This window comes from Psychrobacter celer (assembly GCF_016107555.1).
Taxonomy (GTDB): domain Bacteria; phylum Pseudomonadota; class Gammaproteobacteria; order Pseudomonadales; family Moraxellaceae; genus Psychrobacter; species Psychrobacter celer.
In genome coordinates this window covers 1-20,507 of sequence record NZ_JABASU010000024.1, presented here as the reverse complement: position 1 = coordinate 20,507, position 20,507 = coordinate 1, and the positions used below count along the sequence as shown (strand labels likewise).

The 20,507-nt window shown below is 46.5% G+C and carries 13 protein-coding genes; 10 read left to right on the top strand and 3 right to left on the bottom strand.

Annotated features, from left to right (window positions below; genetic code table 11):
• Positions 1-30: 30 nt before the first annotated feature.
• Positions 31-1,962, bottom strand: a complete 1,932-nt coding sequence (locus tag JFC05_RS10430) for a mechanosensitive ion channel family protein (protein ID WP_198336854.1) — start codon at positions 1,960-1,962, stop codon at positions 31-33.
• Between the two features lie 415 nt (positions 1,963-2,377).
• Here JFC05_RS10430 and JFC05_RS10425 point away from each other — a divergent pair, with 415 nt between their 5' ends.
• The 3 genes from JFC05_RS10425 (at position 2,378) to JFC05_RS10415 (ending at position 6,950) form a co-directional block, all read left to right on the top strand.
• Positions 2,378-4,351, top strand: coding sequence for a TonB-dependent receptor domain-containing protein (locus JFC05_RS10425; protein ID WP_198336839.1), 1,974 nt, complete (start codon positions 2,378-2,380; stop codon positions 4,349-4,351).
• Positions 4,352-4,665: 314 nt separating this feature from the next.
• The gene (ahcY, locus tag JFC05_RS10420; RefSeq protein WP_198336838.1) at positions 4,666-6,090 is read left to right on the top strand and encodes an adenosylhomocysteinase; all 1,425 of its coding nucleotides are present in this window, start codon (positions 4,666-4,668) and stop codon (positions 6,088-6,090) included.
• An 11-nt stretch (positions 6,091-6,101) separates the two neighbouring features.
• Positions 6,102-6,950 (top strand): methylenetetrahydrofolate reductase, encoded by an 849-nt coding sequence (locus JFC05_RS10415; protein WP_198336837.1) that lies wholly within the window; start codon positions 6,102-6,104, stop codon positions 6,948-6,950.
• Between the two features lie 5 nt (positions 6,951-6,955).
• Here the strand turns inward: JFC05_RS10415 and JFC05_RS10410 are convergent, their stop codons facing one another.
• The gene (locus tag JFC05_RS10410) at positions 6,956-7,117 is read right to left on the bottom strand and encodes a hypothetical protein (RefSeq protein ID WP_198336836.1); all 162 of its coding nucleotides are present in this window, start codon (positions 7,115-7,117) and stop codon (positions 6,956-6,958) included.
• An 86-nt stretch (positions 7,118-7,203) separates the two neighbouring features.
• Between JFC05_RS10410 and JFC05_RS10405 the strand changes: the two genes are divergently transcribed.
• The 5 genes from JFC05_RS10405 to JFC05_RS10385 all read left to right on the top strand — a co-directional run bounded on the left by JFC05_RS10405 (position 7,204) and on the right by JFC05_RS10385 (position 16,916).
• Positions 7,204-8,058 carry a 16S rRNA (uracil(1498)-N(3))-methyltransferase gene (locus tag JFC05_RS10405; protein WP_198336835.1) on the top strand — a complete coding sequence of 285 codons (855 nt, stop codon included), beginning with the start codon at positions 7,204-7,206 and terminating at the stop codon, positions 8,056-8,058.
• Positions 8,059-8,130: 72 nt separating this feature from the next.
• Positions 8,131-9,846 carry a putative bifunctional diguanylate cyclase/phosphodiesterase gene (locus tag JFC05_RS10400; RefSeq protein ID WP_227697524.1) on the top strand — a complete coding sequence of 572 codons (1,716 nt, stop codon included), beginning with the start codon at positions 8,131-8,133 and terminating at the stop codon, positions 9,844-9,846.
• A gap of 387 nt (positions 9,847-10,233) precedes the next feature.
• Positions 10,234-12,027 carry an acyl-CoA dehydrogenase C-terminal domain-containing protein gene (locus JFC05_RS10395; protein ID WP_100749676.1) on the top strand — a complete coding sequence of 598 codons (1,794 nt, stop codon included), beginning with the start codon at positions 10,234-10,236 and terminating at the stop codon, positions 12,025-12,027.
• A 268-nt stretch (positions 12,028-12,295) separates the two neighbouring features.
• On the top strand, positions 12,296-14,080 hold the full coding sequence (locus tag JFC05_RS10390; protein ID WP_198336834.1) for an acyl-CoA dehydrogenase C-terminal domain-containing protein: 1,785 nt from the start codon (positions 12,296-12,298) through the stop codon (positions 14,078-14,080).
• A gap of 370 nt (positions 14,081-14,450) precedes the next feature.
• Positions 14,451-16,916, top strand: a complete 2,466-nt coding sequence (locus tag JFC05_RS10385) for a site-specific recombinase (protein WP_198336833.1) — start codon at positions 14,451-14,453, stop codon at positions 16,914-16,916.
• A gap of 406 nt (positions 16,917-17,322) precedes the next feature.
• Here JFC05_RS10385 and JFC05_RS10380 read toward each other — a convergent pair whose 3' ends face one another.
• Positions 17,323-19,467 (bottom strand): heavy metal translocating P-type ATPase, encoded by a 2,145-nt coding sequence (locus JFC05_RS10380; protein WP_198336832.1) that lies wholly within the window; start codon positions 19,465-19,467, stop codon positions 17,323-17,325.
• 180 nt (positions 19,468-19,647) lie between these two features.
• On the opposite strand from JFC05_RS10380, the gene cadR reads away from it, so the two are divergent.
• On the top strand, positions 19,648-20,058 hold the full coding sequence (gene cadR, locus JFC05_RS10375; protein ID WP_105246652.1) for a Cd(II)/Pb(II)-responsive transcriptional regulator: 411 nt from the start codon (positions 19,648-19,650) through the stop codon (positions 20,056-20,058).
• 54 nt (positions 20,059-20,112) lie between these two features.
• Positions 20,113-20,445, top strand: a complete 333-nt coding sequence (locus JFC05_RS10370) for a YnfA family protein (RefSeq protein ID WP_198336831.1) — start codon at positions 20,113-20,115, stop codon at positions 20,443-20,445.
• Positions 20,446-20,507 lie beyond the last annotated feature (62 nt).

The following is a 20,507-nucleotide window of genomic DNA, read 5'->3' as shown; positions in this document are numbered from 1 at the left end:
AGCAATGCCACGCCTTATATGGCTGTCTTTTTAGGGCTGGTTCCATATTGACAAGCCAAACTTGCGTTTGGTGTGCTTAAACTTCCTCTTTTTTAGCGCACGGCCTTTTTCTCTGAGCGCCTTGATGCCATGTTGTTTTTTGGTCGCCGTGGCGTCAGGTGACGCGGCAGTCTTTTTATCTTTGCTGGCTCTATGGTCTTTATCCAGATCTATGTTGTGGGCATCATCATGATGTTTATCTTGTTTTTTATCCATGTCGTCGCGAGCATGCTGGGCGCTACCATCTGTCCTATTAGCCATGTCGTCATCTTTTGACGCGTTACTTGCAGACTCGTCATTATCAGATTTTTGCTCGCTGTTTGCTTTAGACGACGCAACATCGGTTTGATTGACTATCAGCTGCTGCGTAGGCAGTGCATGCTCGACGTCGTATTTTTTGACCTGAGTTAATATATCAACGAGCACGACGTTTTGCTTATCATAAAACTCCATCACGTTATTGGCGTTGATATAGGCTTGCAGCTGAATCACATAGCTATCTTGGCGCAGCTCTAAGATATGGACCTGATTCCATTCTTGGTTGGTCAAATAATGCTCATTTAAAAACTCATCTAAGTCTTTGACCATCTTAAAGACCACATCGATATCAGCGGTACGCTTAATATACAGCTGATGAAAAAACCGAAACATATCACGCGAGGTAAAGTTTTCGATTTGCATCGAAGAAAAATCACCGTTTGGCACAGTGACGATGGTACGCGTCAAGGTGCGCACGCGTGATGAGCGAATACCGATATCGATGACCGTGCCTTCATACGTGCCAAATTTACAATAGTCCCCTATGCGTACGGGAGAATCTGCGACCACCACCACACTACCGACGAGGTTTTCGATGGTCTTTTGCGCACCAAGCGCCAATGCCAGACCACCGACCCCTAGTGCGGCAATCCCTGTGGTCAAATCAAACCCTAAATTACCAAAGATGACAATCACCGCAAAGATGAGCAGCAACGCTTTGACGACTTTTCGTAGCAGCCCTAAGATAGAGACACGCTCGGTATAGTTTTTCTTATAGCTTAAATTGACCGCGCGGGTAAATATCGCATCAATGACGCGCAGTAATAACCAAGTCAACGCCAACCACGAGGCGATATCAGCAAAACGATTGACCGGCTCTCGCAGCGTCACCGAGACGCCAGCATAGACCATCACCTCAGACAGTATCAGCGCCATAATGACCACAGAGAGTGGCAGTACCACTTTGTTTGGCAAAGGTAGCGGGACGCCGCGTACTCGCGGATAGGCGATTCGCAGAAGATGATACAGTAGCCAGACTAAAATATAAGTAAAGACAAAACTGCTGACGATCATCGTCAGCGCCGCCACTAAGTCCGCCATCTGATAGCCAAACAGCTTTTTGCCTTCCAATGAGTCAACTGTATAGCGAGACACCAACGTCGGCTCGGTGTTTTCTATCACTTCGGGTACCGAGCTGAGCGTCTCACTAGAAAACTGCCAATACTGTTCGCCTTGCTTAGACAGCACTCTCTCAAGCACCAACGGGACGCTTGTTTCTCCGACATTGATGACCCCGACGTTTTCTTGATTCGGTGGTAATTGATCCGTGAGATTACCCTCAGGTGTATTACTGATTTGTAGGTCAGGCTGAAAACGGCCGCCAGCATCTAGTGCTTGCTTAAACTGACGCACGACCGTGGTGGGATTGTCCGACTTAGACAAATTAAGATAATTGCTCGCCAGCAGGTAGTCGTTTTCGCCCAGCGCCTTAATAAACCCTTGTACCGTATGGCGCGGCGTGTCGCGCCCAAACGAATCTGGTATAGGCGTGCTTGCCGACTCTTCACTGCCAGTCGTGCCATTTACGCCAAGCGTTGTCGTTTCTGCAGCAAAGGACGCTGTGGGCAGCAGTACGCTCATCGCCATGATAAGCAAAAGCATCATAGTGATAAACGGGGTTTTTAGGCTGGTAGACAGTACATCTGGAGCCTGACGAAAAGTCAGATGGTGCTTAATAGACAAAACAAACCTCTTAGCTTGATGAGTGGCACAAAAAGGGCAGATAAAACCCTTACTATCATAACAATTATTTATCACAACAGTGCTTTTGATTGCATGTTTTTGTAGATGGCTGCCGTCAAATTTATTTAGGCGTTTTGCTTTACCGCTCCGACCATGAGCGTCATTCAACCTACCTTGAGGAAAGATTAGGTTAAAGTGGTTTATAAAGGGATAATTTTTGTAGATAATGAGCGCAGTTTTGCCTATTTATTTTTTTTTGTAATTTTTGACACCTTTTACGTCTTAATAGTTATTTCTTATTTCTATATTTTTTAATTTGATTATTTTGGAATTGACCATGTCTTTATCACGTTCATCTTCACGTACCTATCTTCGCCTAAGTATCTTAAGCGCGCTTGGTTTATTTGCAGTCAACACAGCAATGGCGGCGACCCCTGAGGTAATCAATACTAACGATAGCGAGATGCCACAAGTTGAGCTTGACAAAATTGTCGTGACAGCGACGCGTACGCCTACCAAAACCAGTAATGTGGTCGCGCAAACACGAGTGATCGATAAGGAAGAGCTACAACGTTATCAAGGTCAGACGGCACTTGACGTTTTAAAACGTCAGCCAGGGTTCAGTCATTACACTAATGGCGGAGCAGGCACTACCTCAAATTTTTATATACGCGGTTATGATGGCAAGCAAGTCTTAGTGCTCATTGATGGCGTACGCTATAGCTCTTTGAGTACGGGCGGTGCAACATTAAATCTACTTCCAGTAGATCAGATTGATCGTATTGAAGTCTTGTATGGTGCTTCAGGCTCTAGTATTTATGGTGCCGATGCGATGGGCGGCGTTATCCAAGTGTTCACTAAAGGCAATAATATCGAACAAAGCAATATTTCTGTGACCGCAGGTATCGGCTCTCATGATCAATATTTATATGGTGCGAGCGCTCAATTTGCTAATGATAAGGGTACTACGCTGAGCCTAGCAGCCAGTCACAACGAAACAGACGGGTTTAACGCTACTTTACCTCGTGACCTACCAAGTCAGACTGATGATGATGGCTTTGAGAGTGATAACTACAGTTTATTTCTTAATCAAAAAATTAATGATAGTTTAAGATTTGGAATTAGCGGTCTTTATTCGAAATCAACAACCGATATTGACTCTTATGATGATTACATGACGGGCGCTCCTGCTTTAAAGCATGCATTTTCAGATCAAGAAAGTGGAGCTGCTAGCGCATATCTTGAACATTTTACCGATAGCAGCAACACTAAACTTCAATATGGTTATAGTATCGACGAATCAACAACTTATGAGACTGATGTAAATAATGGCAGTCAATATGATACTAAGCAGCAGCAAATAAGCTTAGTGAGAACTCAGACGTTGCCTATTGGTAAAGCCATTATAGGTGCTGAACATTTAAATCAAGAGCTGAAATCAAATGTATATGATGCTAATGATCGTAAAGTAAAAAGCGGCTTCCTAAGCTATTTAGTCTCGCATAACAATATCGATGCCCAAGCTAATGTACGTTATGATGATTACTCTGACTTTGATAGTGAAACGACTTATAACTTAGGAGCAGCCTATCATCTTACTCCAGAATTTCGAGTAGGAGCTAATTATGCAAAAGGCTTTCGCGCCCCTACTTTTAATGACTTGTATTACCCAAATTCAGGTAACCCTAACCTAAAACCTGAAACCAGCGATAACTATGAGGCATTTATTGAGTACAATACGGGGCTCCAATCCACACGCTTAACCGGCTATCATAATAAAGTTGACGATTTAATTAGTTTCGTTTCAATATTTGATACTGATGGTAAATATGCTGGCGGTAGCAGTGAAAACGTTGATAAAGCTAAAATTAAAGGTTTAACCTTAACATCAGACTGGGTTCTTGATAGCTACTTATTTGGAGCGAGTTACGACTATCAAAAAGCTAAAGATGATAGCGATTACACTGGTAAAGTCGACGATCTTGGTAATCCTATTGATTACAATGGTAACTATCTTCCTATTCGCCCTGAGAACAAAGGCCTTATCTACTTAGGTTATCACTTACCGAGCTTAGATATCCGTGCTGAATATGAATACATAGGTCATTATTATTACAGTGTAAACAATGCTGATTCACAGATCATAGACAGCTTTGGTCTATTTAATATTAGTGGCAATTATCAGTTGACAGACAATTTAACAATGAGTGCTCGCTTAAATAATATTACTAATAAAGAATATGTGACAGCGCTTGGTTATAATACTGACGGTACTAACTTCTTCACCTCACTCACCTATAACTGGTTTTAAGCTTATTTGGTAAAAATTAGAACTTATATATAAATAATCAAGGCTATCGATAGATGGCCTTTTTTTTATGACGTAAGCACTTACGATTTTCCGCAGCCAATAGGTGACAAATTAATCCTCATCAATTACAATAACGACCTCCGAGAGGTGTTGCGCCATAATCATCGATTACTGCAATTAAGCTTTATTGCTTTGCAAGTCATTTATTATGTTAGGCTCGGTTAACTGTTTATGACCATTTTTGGTTATGAACAGCGCAAATAACGGCACCTGCGTTTTTATTCTTTTTATCTATTAACTGATAGGAGCATATTATGGACGCAGTGTCTAACACCCCATCTGCCCATACGATCGACCCCTCTTTCACTGACTATAAAGTCGCCGACATTAGCCTTGCTGATTACGGTCGCCGTGAAATCACCCTTGCCGAAGCTGAAATGCCTGCATTGATGGGTCTACGTCGTCGCTATCAAGACGAGCAGCCACTCAAAGGCGCCAAAATCGCCGGCTGTATTCATATGACCATTCAGACCGCAGTGCTTATCGAAACACTCGTTGCGCTCGGTGCAGAAGTACGCTGGACCTCATGTAATATTTTTTCGACCCAAGACCACGCAGCGGCAGCGATTGCGGCGGCTGGCATTCCTGTGTTTGCTTGGAAGGGCGAAACTGAAGAAGAGTACGAGTGGTGCCTCCGTCAGCAAGTACATGTCGGCGGCGAAGCATCAGGCGAGCTTTGGGATGCCAACTTGATCTTAGATGATGGCGGCGACCTTACTGCGTTGATTCACAATGAATACCCACAGATGCTCGATAGTATCCATGGTATCTCAGAAGAGACCACCACAGGTGTGCATCGTTTGATCGAAATGCTAGGCAAAGGCACGCTAAAAGTACCGGCTATCAACGTCAACGACGCGGTGACCAAATCAAAAAATGACAACAAATACGGCTGCCGTCATAGCTTAAATGACGCCATCAAACGCGCAACCGATATGTTCCTTGCAGGTCGCCGCGCGTTAGTCATTGGTTATGGTGATGTGGGCAAAGGCTCAACCCAAAGCCTACGCCAAGAAGGCATGATCGTACGTGTCTCAGAAGTCGATCCTATCTGTGCGATGCAGGCCTGTATGGACGGCTATGAAGTATTGTCTCCGTACATCGATGGCGACAACACCGGCGGCGCAGACAGCATCAACAAGCAGTTGCTAGCAGACACTGATTTGATCGTCACAACGACAGGTAACTATCATGTCTGTGACAGACACATGCTCGCAGCATTAAAGCCTGGTGCGGTCGTCTGTAATATCGGTCACTTCGACACCGAAATCGACACGCAATTTATGCGTGACAACTGGCGCTGGGTTGAGATCAAACCACAAGTACATCAAGTGTTCCGCTCAGATGACGAAAACGACTATCTGATTTTGCTTGCCGAAGGTCGCTTAGTGAACCTAGGTAACGCAACCGGTCACCCGTCACGCGTGATGGACGGCTCGTTTGCCAACCAAGTCTTGGCGCAAATGTACTTGTTTGAAGAAAAATTCGCTGATTTGCCAATGGATGCACGCGCGGACAACTTGTACGTCAAAGTACTACCGAAAAAACTCGACGAAGAAGTCGCAGCAGCGATGGTAGCTGGCTTTAATGGTACGCTGACTAAGCTGACTAAAGAGCAAGCTGACTACCTAGGTGTGCCAGTCGAAGGCCCGTTTAAGCCTGACGCTTATAAATACTAAGGAGCGTGATTATGAGCAAGCCTGCTTTTTCTTTTGAGTTCTTCCCTGCCAAAACTGAGCAAGGGGGTCAAAAGCTCCTAAACACCTATGACGAACTAAACAAACTGGCACCAAGCTATTTTTCAGTGACTTACGGTGCGGGTGGCTCGACACGTAGCCGTACGCTAAACATCGTACAGACCTTATGTGCGCGCGGCGATACTGATATTGCGCCGCACATGTCGTGTATCGGTGATGATAAGGTCGAAATCGCAGGCCTGCTCGATCACTATAAAGCACTGGGCATCAAGCGTCTGGTGGCGCTGCGCGGCGATTTGCCCTCAGGTCAGATCGGTATGGGTGAGCTGCCATTTGCATTAGATTTGGTCAAGTTCATTCGTGAGCATTCAGGCGAGCACTTTCGTATCGAGGTCGCCGCCTACCCTGAGATGCATCCGCAAGCGCGTAGCTTTGAGTTTGATATCGACAACTTAGTCAACAAGTACCAAGCAGGTGCCAACGCGGCGATTACTCAGTTTTTTTATAATGCTGATAGCTACTTGTACTTGCGTGATACGTTAGAAAGGCGTGGTATCGACACGGTCGCACAGCCATTAATCGCTGGTATCATGCCGATCACCAACTCCAGCAATTTAGTACGCTTTGCTGATAGCTGCGGCGCTGATATTCCGCGTTATGTGCGTAAACGCTTGGCGGATTTTGGCGATGACAGCAAATCTATTCGCGAGTTTGGTTTTGATGTGGTGTATCGCTTATGTGAGCGCTTAATGAGCGAAGGCGTGCCAGCCATGCATTTTTATAGCATGAACAAAGTTGAGCCAAATAAACGCTTGGTTGAAGCACTGGGCCTTAGCGCTTAGACTACTTATATAGTAATAAAAACTGGCGTTCTTAGGAGCGCCAGTTTTTTGTTGCAAGCTTTTTTTGTTGCAAGCTTTTTTTGTTGCAAGCTTTTTTTGTTGCAAGCTTTTTTTGTTGCAAGCTTTTTTTGTTGCAAGCTTTTTTTGTTGCAAGCTTTTTTTGTCATCGCGTTTTTATCTCCCCTCCTCACTTCACCAATAGTCTGCTAAGATACTAAGACAGACTATTGTTCAACCAAAGGATGAACCGACTGTGCGACGTTTTTTTTATGCCAGCAGTAATACTAAGGACACACCTTACCCGCCATTGAGCACGGTTGCGATTGGTGCCAGCATCGAATTGACCGACAGTATCGTTCATCACTGGTGCCGTGTACTACGCGCAAATATCGGCGATGAAGGGGTGTTGTTTGATGGTTTTGGCGGTGAGTATCACGTACAGCTCCAAAGCATCAGTAAAAAACACGCCACGGTGGCGGTGTTGGCTCACAGCATAGATGAGCGTACGGCGCCTATTCTCAGCCAGATTGGTCTGGTGATGAGCCGCGGCGAGCGTATGGATTATGCCATTCAAAAGTCCACCGAGCTTGGGGTGACGGCGATTCAATTGCTCACCAGCCATCATGGCGAGGTCAATCTAAAACCTGCGCAAGTAGAGAAAAAGCTGGCGCACTGGCAGCAAGTGGCAATAGCGGCCTGTGAGCAGTGTGGCCTCAACCGTCCGCCGCTCATCTTTGTGCCTATCTCTATCACTGATTGGCTGACACAGCCGTCGCGTAGCGCGCCACACCTCGCCGTCAGTCCTTTGGTCGCCGAGCTAAGCCAAGACCATTACTACCAAGCACTGCAGCAGCCAGCCGATTTACGCTTGCAGCTTAGCGTCCCAGCAGTAGGACAACCTGCGATGCCAGAGGCGTTATTGCCAGTACTAAAACAAGCGGCGCCTTATATTGAGTTGCTCATTGGCCCTGAAGGCGGTCTTAGCGATGAGGAGTGCAAGTGGGCGGCGGATGCAGGCTTTGCACCTTGGCAAATTGGCGCAAGGGTACTGCGCACCGAAACAGCGCCTGTGGTTGCTTTAGCGACTTTGGACGCGCTGACTTTATAACACAAGCACTCGGCTCGCTCATTGTTATGATGACAAACCGACTAATGATCCACCTTTGCCATGATGATTTCGATGATGACTACTTTTGCTCCCATCCCCATTGCCGACAAGCAGCTACTGCTGACCAAACTGTGTGAGCAATGCGATGATGCTATTTTCATTTTAGATGAAAACCTACGCTATTTGTCGATCAATGCCAGTTATGAGCTTATCATCGGCTATAGCGAGTCTTTTTTGCTGGGTCGGCCGCTTGGAGTCTATGCCGCTGATTTTTTGTCAGAGGAAGAAAGAGGCGTTTTGACGCAAATCACCAACCAACTTGATAGTAGCGGCTTTTATGAAAGTGATTTTTCGATGGCCAACCGTTATGGTGAGATACTACAGTGCCATATCACGTATCGCAAGGTAGCCATAGAGGCCAAGACTTATTATATCGGTCTGATTCGTGATATGTCTTCTGCGGCCAAAGACCGAAAGCAGCTGACCCATCTGCTCAATTACGATCAGCTGACCGGCCTGCCCAACCGTAAGGTTTTTTTGAGCCAGACCAGTGATTTGCTGCTCGACAGCTATCAAGAGGTGATCATCGTCCGTCTCAATATCGATCGGTATCGTAGTCTTGCAAGCCTATTGGGTCCTGATGGTATCAATCATTTAATCAAAAGCTTTGTGGCTCGTCTCAAGGCGCTAGAGTTGGGCTGTTTGCGCTGCTTTTCGCACTTTGGCGGCGATGATTTTGCGTTGTTATTTGAATGCCATGATGCCAATATGGTGCGCCATCAGTTAGATAAGCTCATGCAGATGTGTGAGCGGCCTTTTTCGATCGATAAGGACACCAAAACCGACGCCAATATCTATTGTCATATCTCCGTCGGTGTCAGCTATTTCCCGCAAAACGACACCGAGCTGACAGGGCTTTTGACCAAAGCTGAAAAAGCCTTGCATTATGTCAAGCAGCAAGGCGGCGACGATATCTGCTGGTACAATGCGGCGATCGAAGAAGCCACCGCTGGCAGTTTACAGTTAGAGGCTGAGTTAAGAGAGGCCACCACCGCAGGCCAGTTTATTCCCTATTATCAGCCAAAATTCGACTTGCCGACGGGTCATATTACCGGCTTTGAAGCGTTGGTACGCTGGCAACATCCCACTCGCGGTCTACTAAAACCAAAACATTTTATCGATGCTATTTTGACCCATAAGCTCTCGTTTGAGCTGTTTTCACAGATGGCTAACAAGATTGCCAACCAGTTATCTGAATGGCAACAGCAAGGGCTTCATCAGCATATTTGTATCAACGCAGATGCTGCTGAATTTAGCCACCCTGATTTTTTTGAGATGGTCAGTAGCCTGCTGGTAGAGCACGGTATCTCGGCCCATCAGCTACATATCGAAGTCACCGAATCATCTTTGATACAGCGCCATGACAATGTCAAAAAACAACTAGCTCTGCTAAAAGATCTGGGTATTTGTATTGCCTTAGACGACTTTGGCACCGGCTATGCATCCTTGAGTTATTTACAAGAATACCCGTTTGATTTTATCAAAGTCGATAAAAGCTTTATCTCAAACATTGAGTCGGATCGCACCCAGTATGCCATTGTCAAAGCCATCTTAGACTTGGCTGCGGCGTTAGATATGCAAGTGGTCGCCGAAGGAATCGAGACTGAGGCGCAGCGTGATCGGTTGCTGGCGATGGGCTGCCAGTATGGTCAAGGCTATTGGTTTGGAAAACCCGTGCCCGCCGAGGTCGCCACCGACATGCTCATCAAACAGTCAACCATCAAATAATATAAGCAAATACCGGCGGCTATGATTGATTTTATCGTATCGGTAACATCAGTATTTTCATACGGTTATTACTCTGTGTCTTTTGCGTCTAACGCTGATTGCACAACCGATGCAAGGCAGGTTCATGACTTATCAGTCCTGTCACCAAACTTGTATAATCACCGATGAACGCCTATCTTTTATAGTGAATTTGTTGGAATATATTAAGTCTCAAACCGACTCTGACAATCACCATTCTTTTCAATACCATTTTATGTCATCGCGCACGTAGTCTATCTGTATGGCAGCCTATTATTTATTTGTGCTTGTCAACTTACTGTAGTGAGCCTACCGACTATCGTAATCTATAGACTGTGCCTGCTGACATGTTAAAAAGGACAGGAAGTTATGCAATACAAAGCGCCCTTACGTGACATTCAATTCGTGATGCATGAGCTACTCGATAGTGAAAGCCACTACAAAACGTTGCCTGCATTTCAAGAGGCTGATCGTGAGTTGATGGACAGCCTATTTGAAATGGCGGCAAGCTTTGCCGAAAACGAGCTATCACCTTTGAATCAAAGCGGCGATGCAGAAGGCTGCCAGTTTGACAACGGTACTGTGACCACACCCACAGGCTTTAAAGAAGCTTATAAGCAGTACTGTGAGCTTGGCTTCCCAGCGCTATCAGCTGAAGAAGAATTTGGTGGTCAAAACATGCCGTTCTCACTATCAACGGTCATCAATGAGATGATCGGTACGGCTAACTGGTCATTTTCTATGTATCCTGGCCTATCGCATGGCGCAATTCAAACCATCGAGCACCATGGCACTGATGAGCAAAAACAAACTTACCTAGAAAAAATGGTCACCGGCGAATGGTCAGGCACCATGTGCTTGACAGAAGCCCATGCTGGTTCTGACTTGGGTATTATCCGTACCAAAGCTGAGCCAAATGATGACGGTACTTATAGCATCACCGGTCAAAAAATCTTCATCTCAGCAGGCGAGCACGACCTCACCGACAACATCATTCATATCGTTCTAGCCCGTCTACCAGGCGCGCCTGCTGGCACCAAAGGCATCTCACTGTTTATCGTACCTAAAGTGTTGGTCAATGAAGACAACAGCCTTGGCGAAAACAACAACGTCGTCTGTGGCTCTATTGAGCATAAAATGGGTATCAAAGCCTCAGCGACTTGCGTGATGAACTTTGATGGTGCAAAAGGCTACTTGATTGGCCCAGAAAACCGCGGTCTACAGTGCATGTTTACCTTTATGAACGTCGCTCGTATCGGTACAGCAGTTCAAGGCTTGACCGCAGCAGAATATGCGTTCCAAGGCTCATTAACCTATGCCAAAGACCGCCTAGCGATGCGCTCACTATCAGGTGCCAAAGCGCCAGAAAAAGTCGCTGACCCAATCATCGTTCATCCAGCGGTTCGTAACATGCTATTGACCGAAAAAGCCTTTGCTGAAGGCGGTCGTGCGCTGGTTTATTACCTCTCACACTTTGCGGATACTGTTGCAAAAGGCGAAGGCGATGACCTGAAGTTTGCTGACCAAATGCTGTCACTATTGACACCGATTGCTAAAGCGTTTTTGACCGAAACTGGTCTAGAAGCGGCTAACCATGGCGTACAGGTCTATGGCGGTCACGGCTTTATCAGTGAGTGGGGTATGGAGCAAAACGTCCGTGACACGCGTATCGCTTGCCTCTACGAAGGCACCACAGAAATCCAAGCACTCGACCTACTCGGCCGTAAAGTTTTGGGCTCACAAGGTAAAATGCTGGCCAACTTTGTCAACATCATCCAGACGTTCTGCCAAGAGCACAAAGACAATGACGAGATGGGTCAGTTCATCCGCCCACTTGCCAAGCACGTCAAAGAATGGGGCGACTTGACTGCACGCATCGGTATGCAAGCAACTGAAAACCCAGATGCAGTTGGCGGTGCGGCTGTTGACTACTTATACTTTAGCGGTTATGTGACCCTAGCTTACTTATGGGCGCGTATGGCCTTGGTCGCGCAGACGGCATTGGCAGACGGTACTGGCGAAAAAGCCTTCTATGATGCCAAAGTCAAAACCGCGCAATTCTACTTTGCAAAATTATTGCCGCGTACCACCACGCATGTACAGCGTATCAGCACAGGTGTTGAGCCGTATATGACCATGGATGTGGATCAATTTGCGTTTTAATAGTGTTTTTGTAGTATTTTGACGACCGCACACTATACCTATATCGGCAACATACCAAAGTGTGTTGCCGATTTTGTTGGTCAATTATATTTTGGTGTACGCATAATTCACGAAGAAACACACCCGCTCATAGGCTTATTTGTTAAACTTTGCTTAGCCGTTGCTTTGATTATGAGTCGCGCAGATGACCTCAAAAAGCAATCCATACGTTTGGCACTTCTTATTTTCATCACTCCAACTTTTATTTATTTGAACCAAAGGAATGTTTATGGCTGTTTATAATGCCCCTCTTAATGACATGCGCTTTATCTTAAACGATGTATTTAACGCGCCTGAGTTTTGGCAAAATAACGAAAACCTAGCTCATGTCGATACGGAAACCGTCGATATGATTTTAGAAGAAATGGCAAAACTGTCAAAAAACGTTTTGTTGCCTATCAACCGTAGCGGTGATGAAGAAGGCGCAACCTTTGAGGGTGATGGCGTTGTCACCACGCCTACTGGTTTTAAAGAAGCTTATAAGCAGTATGCCGAATCAGGCTGGGTGGGCTTGAGTGGTAATGCTGAGTACGGCGGTCAAGGTTTTCCAAAGATGGTCACCATGCTGACCGAAGAGATGGTATTTACCGCCAACCAATCCTTCGCCCTCTACCCTAACCTAACGGTTGGCGCGACGCTTTGCCTCAACGCGGCGGCGTCTGAAGAGCAAAAACAAACCTATCTAGAAAAAATGTACGCCGGCGAATGGTCAGGTACGATGTGCTTGACTGAGCCACATGCAGGTACTGACCTCGGTATCATCAAAACCAAAGCCGTGCCTAACGATGATGGTAGCTACAATATCTCTGGTACCAAAATCTTTATCACTGGTGGTGAGCATGACCTCACTGACAATATCATTCATTTGGTATTGGCAAAAACCCCTAATGCGCCAGAAGGCTCAAAAGGCATTTCATTGTTTGTCGTGCCAAAATTCTTGGTCAATGAAGATGGTAGCTTGGGCGAGCGCAACACCTTGGCGGTTGGCTCTATCGAGCACAAGATGGGTATCAAAGCCTCAGCGACTTGCGTGATGAACTTTGATAACGCCAAAGGCTGGATGGTGGGCGCAGAAAACACCGGCTTATCTTCTATGTTTATCATGATGAACTATGAGCGTGTGACCATGGGTCTACAAGGCCTTGGTGGCTCTGAGCTGGCTTATCAAAACGCAGCATTATACGCCAATGACCGTGGTCAGGGTCGCAGTGACACCCAAATCCAAAGCCCAGAAAAACCTGCTGATGCCATCATCCATCATGCTGATGTGCGCCGCATGCTGCTAAATGCCAAAGCCAACACCGAAGCGTCACGCTGCTTTGCCATGTATGTCGCCAAAAACCTTGACGAAGAAAAGTTTAGTACTGACCCAGAGGCCGCTCAAGCCGCGGCGGCGCGCGTTGCCCTACTGACGCCAGTTGCCAAAGCCTTCTTAACCGACAAAGCACTAGAAGCCACGGTTGATTGCCAGCAAGTATTTGGTGGTCATGGCTATATCCGTGAATGGGGCATGGAGCAAATCGTCCGTGATACTCGTATCGCGCAGATCTATGAAGGTACCAACGGTATTCAAGCGCTTGACCTACTCGGTCGTAAAGTGGCAAAAAATAACGGCAAATATGTCACCCATTTCTTAGGTGAAATTCGTGATTTTGTCAACAACATGCAGGCCGATCATGGCATCAAGCAGGCCACCCTAGATGCAGCTGACACCATCGAAGAGCTGACCACCACAGTGCTAAGCAATATCGGCGAGCGTAAGAGCGAAATCAACGGCTGCGCGGTTGACTATATGCATGCCTTTGGTTACCTTGCCTACTCGTATATGTTTGCCTTGATGGTCGAGGCCGCCAATGGCAAAGAGGGTGAGTTCTACACCAACAAAGCCAAGCTTGCTGATTATTTCGTTGGCCGTATCTTGCCACGTATCAATGCGCATGCACAGATGGTCAAAGCTGGTAGTGACCCAATGATGAACTTTGATCTTGATTATTTTGATGTGCCTGCCAACTAATCTGTCGCGATTGGCACATTAAAAGATATAAAAAAGGGACAGTTAGGTGACTGTCCCTTTTTTTGCCCAAACCATTTGGTCTGTGTTATAGGTCTATGCTATGGATATCAAGATATTCGTGAGTGGTTTGACGCCGTTTGATAATATTTAGCCATTTTAGTCCATTTAGGTGACTGTCGATTGTATTAAGGACACGCCTTAGTAAAAATAACTGCTAACAAAATAATTCACCACCGAACTATCGTTATGATTAAAATAACGCAGGATACTTGTCTGATGGTGTGCTGCTCGTTGGTCGCCCAGCAACTTTGATGACTCTTAAATAATAAAAGCCGCTTATAATAAATCCTCTCATAATAAAGGACGCAACGTGTCAGAACTAAAACGCATTTTGCAACAGATTACTGCGCTCAGTGATGTGCCCGATCCGGTGGTGCTCAAGCGCTTGATAAATGAGCTGCGCGTCAGTGATAGAGAGCCTGCCCTAGCCAATCAAAACATTCAATCACTAATCGATATCCTACGTCAGCATCCAGAGTATGCAGATGGGCTGGCCAGCTTTGTATTAAAGCTCATTATCGAGTATCGACAAATTGCGCTATACACCGACACAGGCATCATGTCGGATCAAGGATTTTTTAACAGTCTGCGCCGGCTGATTGGGCATCGGTTTTTGCCTTTATTGCCGCAAGAAGACTCCGTCGTTGAACTGGTGGGTTATTTATTTAATAAGCGCTCTGATGAACGCTGGCTGGCCAACATCGAGCGCGACAAGTGGGATGCGCTGGTCGAGCTATTAAAAGTCAATGAGCAGCATCTGGATCTAGTCGCTACCGCCAAAAACAATATATTAAACGCCATTATTATCTTATCGTACCGCATTAGCGGCATTGGCTTGCACCCCGATCTGATGGAGTCGTATCCTCAGATACTCAACTACTCTGCGTCTTTTGTCGCCCAAAACCAAGAAGCCGTGCTGTTTGTCAATCAGTATCGCCAAGCCCACGAGCTAGATACGCTGACAGACATCACGCCCGAAAAAGCCGTAGACCCAGCGCCCTTGCTGGTCATGCTTGAGCAGTGCGAAGGCATCGTCGCCACCGTACGTAAGCGCATTTATAAAACAGGTATCTCTATTCGTCTGACCAACATGATGCTGCGCCTTGATCAAAGCCTGCAGCGCATGCGCATCTTGACCGAGCTTGTGACCGATGATCATCAAAAGCGAGATCATGCGGTGATTGAGCTGGTGCAGACGCTGATTACCACGGCCAATCGCCGCTATAGTATTGGCTATTTGATTGACAATAATACCAAACTGCTATCGCGCAAAGTCACAGAAAACGCCAGCCGCGTCGGTGAGCACTATATCAGTACCGACAAAGCTGGCTATCAAAAAATGTTTAAAAAGGCCTCTATCGGCGGTTTTGTCATTGCCTTTATGGCTACCATCAAGATACTGGCCTATCAATTGGCCTTAGCGCCGATGGGACGCGCGTTTGTTAATAGTATGATTTATGGCTTGGGTTTTGTATTCATTCATGTCATTCACGGTACAGTCGCCACCAAGCAGCCGGCCATGACTGCTGCGGCCATCGCCTCAACGATATCGGACGGCTCGGGCAAAAAATCACGGCAATTGACCAAGCTCTCAGAGCTGGTGGTCGATATTTTGCGCACGCAGTTTGTCGCTATCATGGGTAACGTCATGCTGGCTATCCCAGTTGCTTTGATTATCTCGTTTGCATGGCTACAGTACACAGGCGCACCGATGATCGACACCACCAAGGCTGAGCACCTCCTGCACGACCTTGACCCTTTTCGCTCATTGGCTCTGCCTCATGCTGCCATCGCTGGGGTTTATTTATTCTTATCAGGTCTGATTGCAGGCTATTATGATAATTTGGCGGTTTATAACCATGTCGGGGCGCGTATCCAGCGTCATCGACTCTTGCAATACGTACTGCCCAAATCATGGCTCCAGCGGCTGGGCGGTTTTGTCGAGGCCAACCTCGGCGCTATCATGGGCAACTTTTTGTTCGGTGTGTTTTTGGGCAGTACAGCTACCATTGGCTTTATCTTTGGGCTACCGATTGATATCCGCCATATCGCCTTTGCCTCAGCCAACCTAGCGCATGGATTGTTTAATATCTCCGCCGACCAAATCAGCTGGAGCGTAATTTTATTGTCGATCCTAGGAGTGGCGCTAATTGGCATCGTCAACCTGATGGTCAGTTTTTCTCTGGCGCTGTTTGTCGCGCTACGCTCCAAAGAAGTACGTTTCTTTGAATGGGGTCGTTTGACCAAATTGGTGTTTGGTCACATTATCAGTCATCCTTCTGACTTTTTTTGGCCACGTGACAAGCCCATGAAATATGCGCGTATCGATAGCCAAGGACACATGATATTTGATGACACCTCGGCACAAAAAAGCGGTAAACCCCTTCCAAGTAACTATGTGGTACGCCGCCTATCCGATGTCAGAATACTGCCTGAGTCCAAACAGGCAGGGGCACAAAATGCGCAGACCAGCACCGACATATACTACGCCAATCAACCAAAAGGCGATCATATACAGCCGCATGCACCGCCAAAAAAAGTCATCGACTTAGATGACGGCCTCGTCGATGAAGAGCTAAACAGTGTACCGTACGCCAATGATATTCAATACGGCAAAACCAACAATCTGTCAGCTGATAGTAGCGCGCAAAACCAGCGCCATCATACTGACCAAAATAGTGCTGACCAAAGCATGAGCGCCCCTGATAGCAAGCCTGCAGGCGATGCCAAAACGCCACTGCCAAAACCCAAAAAACCACCAAAACTGCCCAGTTAATACGGGCACTTTGCTTATTCCGAACTGGGGTTTATATAGAGCGTGTCTTGGTGGTGTGTCAAAAAGTATGCTGATTAAAACTTGAACAGTTTTTGAAGCCTTGAAAGCCCTATAGAATCAGAGAACTTAGCATAGATTTTTTATTGGCTTCTATCGCCAGCATACTTTTTAGAACACCACCAAAAATGAGATGAATGGCAGCCAAACATTGTGATTAGATATTTTGATCAAACATTGTCATCAAACAACGAACACAGCGCAGAGAATATCGAGCTATTAGTCAGCTAATTGACAGCGTTTGACCAGAGTTAGCCATCTTTAACCCATTTAGATGATTATCTATTGAAGTAAGGACACGCTCTAAGCATTACAGGTATTCAATATCTCGTTGTGTTAAGGGCGCTTGCTAATGGACGTTTTTAAAACGCATTAAACGTAAAGCATTAAGTGTAACCAGCACGGTTGCGCCAGTATCAGCCAATACCGCGATCCATAAACCAGTGATACCGAGTACCGTGGTGATTAAAAACACTGCTTTGAGGCCCAGCGCAAAAATCACGTTTTGATGAATATTAGATAAGGTTGCACGTGACAATGCAATCAGATGAGCGACGTCGGTCACGCGACTTTTTAATAAAGCGACGTCAGCCGTTTCAATGGCGACATCAGTACCACCGCCCATCGCGATACCGACATCGGCAGTCGCTAACGCTGGCGCATCATTGATACCATCACCAATCATCGCTATTTGGGCTTTAGTCTTCATCTCGTCTATCAAACGCAGCTTATCTTCGGGCAACAGCTCAGCTTGCCACTCTATATCTAGATGACTAGCAAGCGCTTGAGCAGTAAGGCGGTTGTCGCCCGTCAGCATCATGGAGCAAACCCCCATTGCATGAAGCTGTGCTACGCCTTCTTTGGCATCGTCCCGCAACTCATCTCGTAGCGCGATTAGCCCGAGCACCTCACAGCTTTGCTCATCGAACAGTACCGACACCGTTTTTCCTTCATTTTGTAACGCTTCGATTTGGGCATTTTGTTTGGCGGTTATTGAGGCTTGGTCGGCGGCATATACAGGAGAGCCGATGGTTAAAGAGCGCCCAGCTACCGTCGCATGCACAGCTTTACCTGCAGTCGCGTGAGCCTTAGACGCTACTGGTATGGCAATATTGGCCGTTTTGGCGTGATCGATGATGGCTTTTGCAAGCGGATGGTTAGAGGCGGACTCAACACTGGCAAACAGCGCTAATATCGCATTTTCATCTTGAGCATCCATATACTGCTGGGCAAAAGTGACAACATCGGTCACGCGGGGTTTGCCTTCCGTTAACGTACCTGTCTTGTCAAAAGCAACCGTATTGACGCGACCAATGGTTTCTAACGCGCTCCCACCTTTGATTAGCAGGCCGCGGCGCGTCCCAACAGCCAGACCCGAGGCGATAGCGGCCGGTGTGGATAGGACGAGGGCGCAAGGACAGGCGATGAGCAATAATGCCAAACCGCGATATAACCAAGTTGCCCACTCCCCGCCCATCACTAACGGCGGGATAACGATAACCAAAGCGGCAATCGCCATCACTGCTGGCGTGTAGTAGCGGCTAAACTTTTCAATAAAACGCGCAGTGGGCGCTTTGGAGGCTTGTGCCTGCTCCACTAGCTCAATGATTCGTGCAATGATATTGTCAGCGGCTGTTTTTTCTACGCGTATGTGCAGCGCGCCCTCCATATTGATAGCGCCTGCAAACACCTTGTCGCCTATTGTTTTGGCAACGGGGATAGACTCGCCGGTGATGGGCGATTCATCAAGGCTAGATGCGCCCTGAGTAATAATGCCGTCAGCAGATACCTTATCGCCCGGACGTACCAGCACCAAATCATCGACTTGTAATGAAGATGCCGGTACATCGCGCTGCCCGCCTTGTGCGTCAAGTAAAATCGCAGTCTTTGGCACCAGTGCCGCCAAAGCCCTAATGCCAGCACGCGCGCGATCAGCAGCCACGCTCTCTAGTAGCTCGCCGACTGAGAATAAGAATACCACTGCTGCTGCCTCTGCAGGCTCACCAATAATAAGCGCACCAATTGCCGCAATCGACATCAGCATCTCAATCGAAAAAGGCGTGCCGGTCGACGCTAAGGCAAAGGCTTTACGAGCAAAAGGAGACACGCCCACAATGACGGCAACAGCAAATGCCCACATACCATAATCAGAAAAAACCACTGATAGCGCGTAAGCAGCGCTCATCAACATACCAAGACCAATGACTCGCTTACCTTTGCCGCTTTGCCACCAACGTGGCTGCTCTGTAGCGGACTGACGGCTACTATTTGCTGCGGTTGATTTATCCGTTATGGCAGATATACCAAACCCGAGGCGCTTAATGGTTTTTTCGATGTCACTAAATTGCGTCTCTCCATCAGGAGCCAGTGTTAGCGTTAACTTTTCGGTGGCAAAGTTAAGCTGTACATCAGAGATGTCAGGCATACGAGCGAGCGCCGTTTCGATTTTACCGACGCAGCTGGCACAGTCCATACCTTCGATATGATATTGCATAATTATTTTTCCTAATGCGTTGTCCTGATAACTTGTGCTGCTATAAGCATTTTTTATAAATCTATTATGAACCCTATAGTGGCTTTAGAGTCAAGGTGCTTCTTCTTTAACGTCATAACATTGATTTATTAGCCATTAAACTTTATAGTTACTTTAATGTTTAATGCTCAAGAGGCAGTTATGCTGATTAAAATCGGAGAACTCGCTAAACGCACAGGCGCGACAGTAGAAACCATTCGTTACTATGAAAAGAAAGGATTGTTGCCTGAGCCTTCACGCAGTGCAGGCAACTATCGTTTATATAATGACACGCACATCGAGCGTCTACAGTTTATCCTGCACTGTCGTACGCTTGATATGACGTTGGATGAAGTACGGGTGTTACTACAATACTGGGATGAGCCTGACAGAGACTGCGGCAATGTAGATGCCTTGTTGGATGAGCATATTGAGGCGGTAGAAGTTCGTATTGAAGAGTTGATGCAGTTAAAACAGCATCTAATGGATTTGCGAAAAAAATGCCTATCTAGCGCACCCGCAGTATCCTGTGGGATATTAAATGCCCTTGCTGATAATTCTTGTCATCAGTAGAGACATCAGCCGTATTGTTTAGACACTACATTATAAATAATCAAAGGAATAATTTTGTCTGAATTAAAAACTGTTGGGCTTTTTGCCATTACTGCACTAGCAGAGATTGTAGGTTGCTACTTGCCATATTTATGGCTAAGAGAAGGTAAGTCAATATGGCTGCTTGTTCCTAGTGCCCTTAGTTTGACCGCCTTTGTTTGGCTGCTAACTTTACATCCAACCGCCGTTGGTAGGGTTTATGCGGCTTACGGTGGTGTGTATGTAACGATTGCAATTCTATGGTTATGGGCTGTCGATGGTATTCAACCAACGGCGTGGGACATCTTAGGCACATCAGTGGCACTGCTAGGCATGGCTATTATCATGTTTGCACCGCGCACTACATAGTGCAATACCGTTCCAAAAATCTTACTCAAACCTAGCCAATATTGACTATTAGATAGGTTTGA

What these genes read in the sequence shown, in the direction of transcription:
- JFC05_RS10430 (WP_198336854.1), bottom strand. Translation starts at nt 1,962, where the DNA reads ATGATGCTTTTGCTTATCATGGCGATGAGCGTACTGCTGCCCACAGCG.
- JFC05_RS10425 (WP_198336839.1), top strand. Translation starts at nt 2,378, where the DNA reads ATGTCTTTATCACGTTCATCTTCACGTACCTATCTTCGCCTAAGTATC.
- ahcY (WP_198336838.1), top strand. Translation starts at nt 4,666, where the DNA reads ATGGACGCAGTGTCTAACACCCCATCTGCCCATACGATCGACCCCTCT.
- JFC05_RS10415 (WP_198336837.1), top strand. Translation starts at nt 6,102, where the DNA reads ATGAGCAAGCCTGCTTTTTCTTTTGAGTTCTTCCCTGCCAAAACTGAG.
- JFC05_RS10410 (WP_198336836.1), bottom strand. Translation starts at nt 7,117, where the DNA reads ATGACAAAAAAAGCTTGCAACAAAAAAAGCTTGCAACAAAAAAAGCTT.
- JFC05_RS10400 (WP_227697524.1), top strand. Translation starts at nt 8,131, where the DNA reads ATGATGACTACTTTTGCTCCCATCCCCATTGCCGACAAGCAGCTACTG.
- JFC05_RS10395 (WP_100749676.1), top strand. Translation starts at nt 10,234, where the DNA reads ATGCAATACAAAGCGCCCTTACGTGACATTCAATTCGTGATGCATGAG.
- JFC05_RS10390 (WP_198336834.1), top strand. Translation starts at nt 12,296, where the DNA reads ATGGCTGTTTATAATGCCCCTCTTAATGACATGCGCTTTATCTTAAAC.
- JFC05_RS10380 (WP_198336832.1), bottom strand. Translation starts at nt 19,467, where the DNA reads ATGCAATATCATATCGAAGGTATGGACTGTGCCAGCTGCGTCGGTAAA.
- cadR (WP_105246652.1), top strand. Translation starts at nt 19,648, where the DNA reads ATGCTGATTAAAATCGGAGAACTCGCTAAACGCACAGGCGCGACAGTA.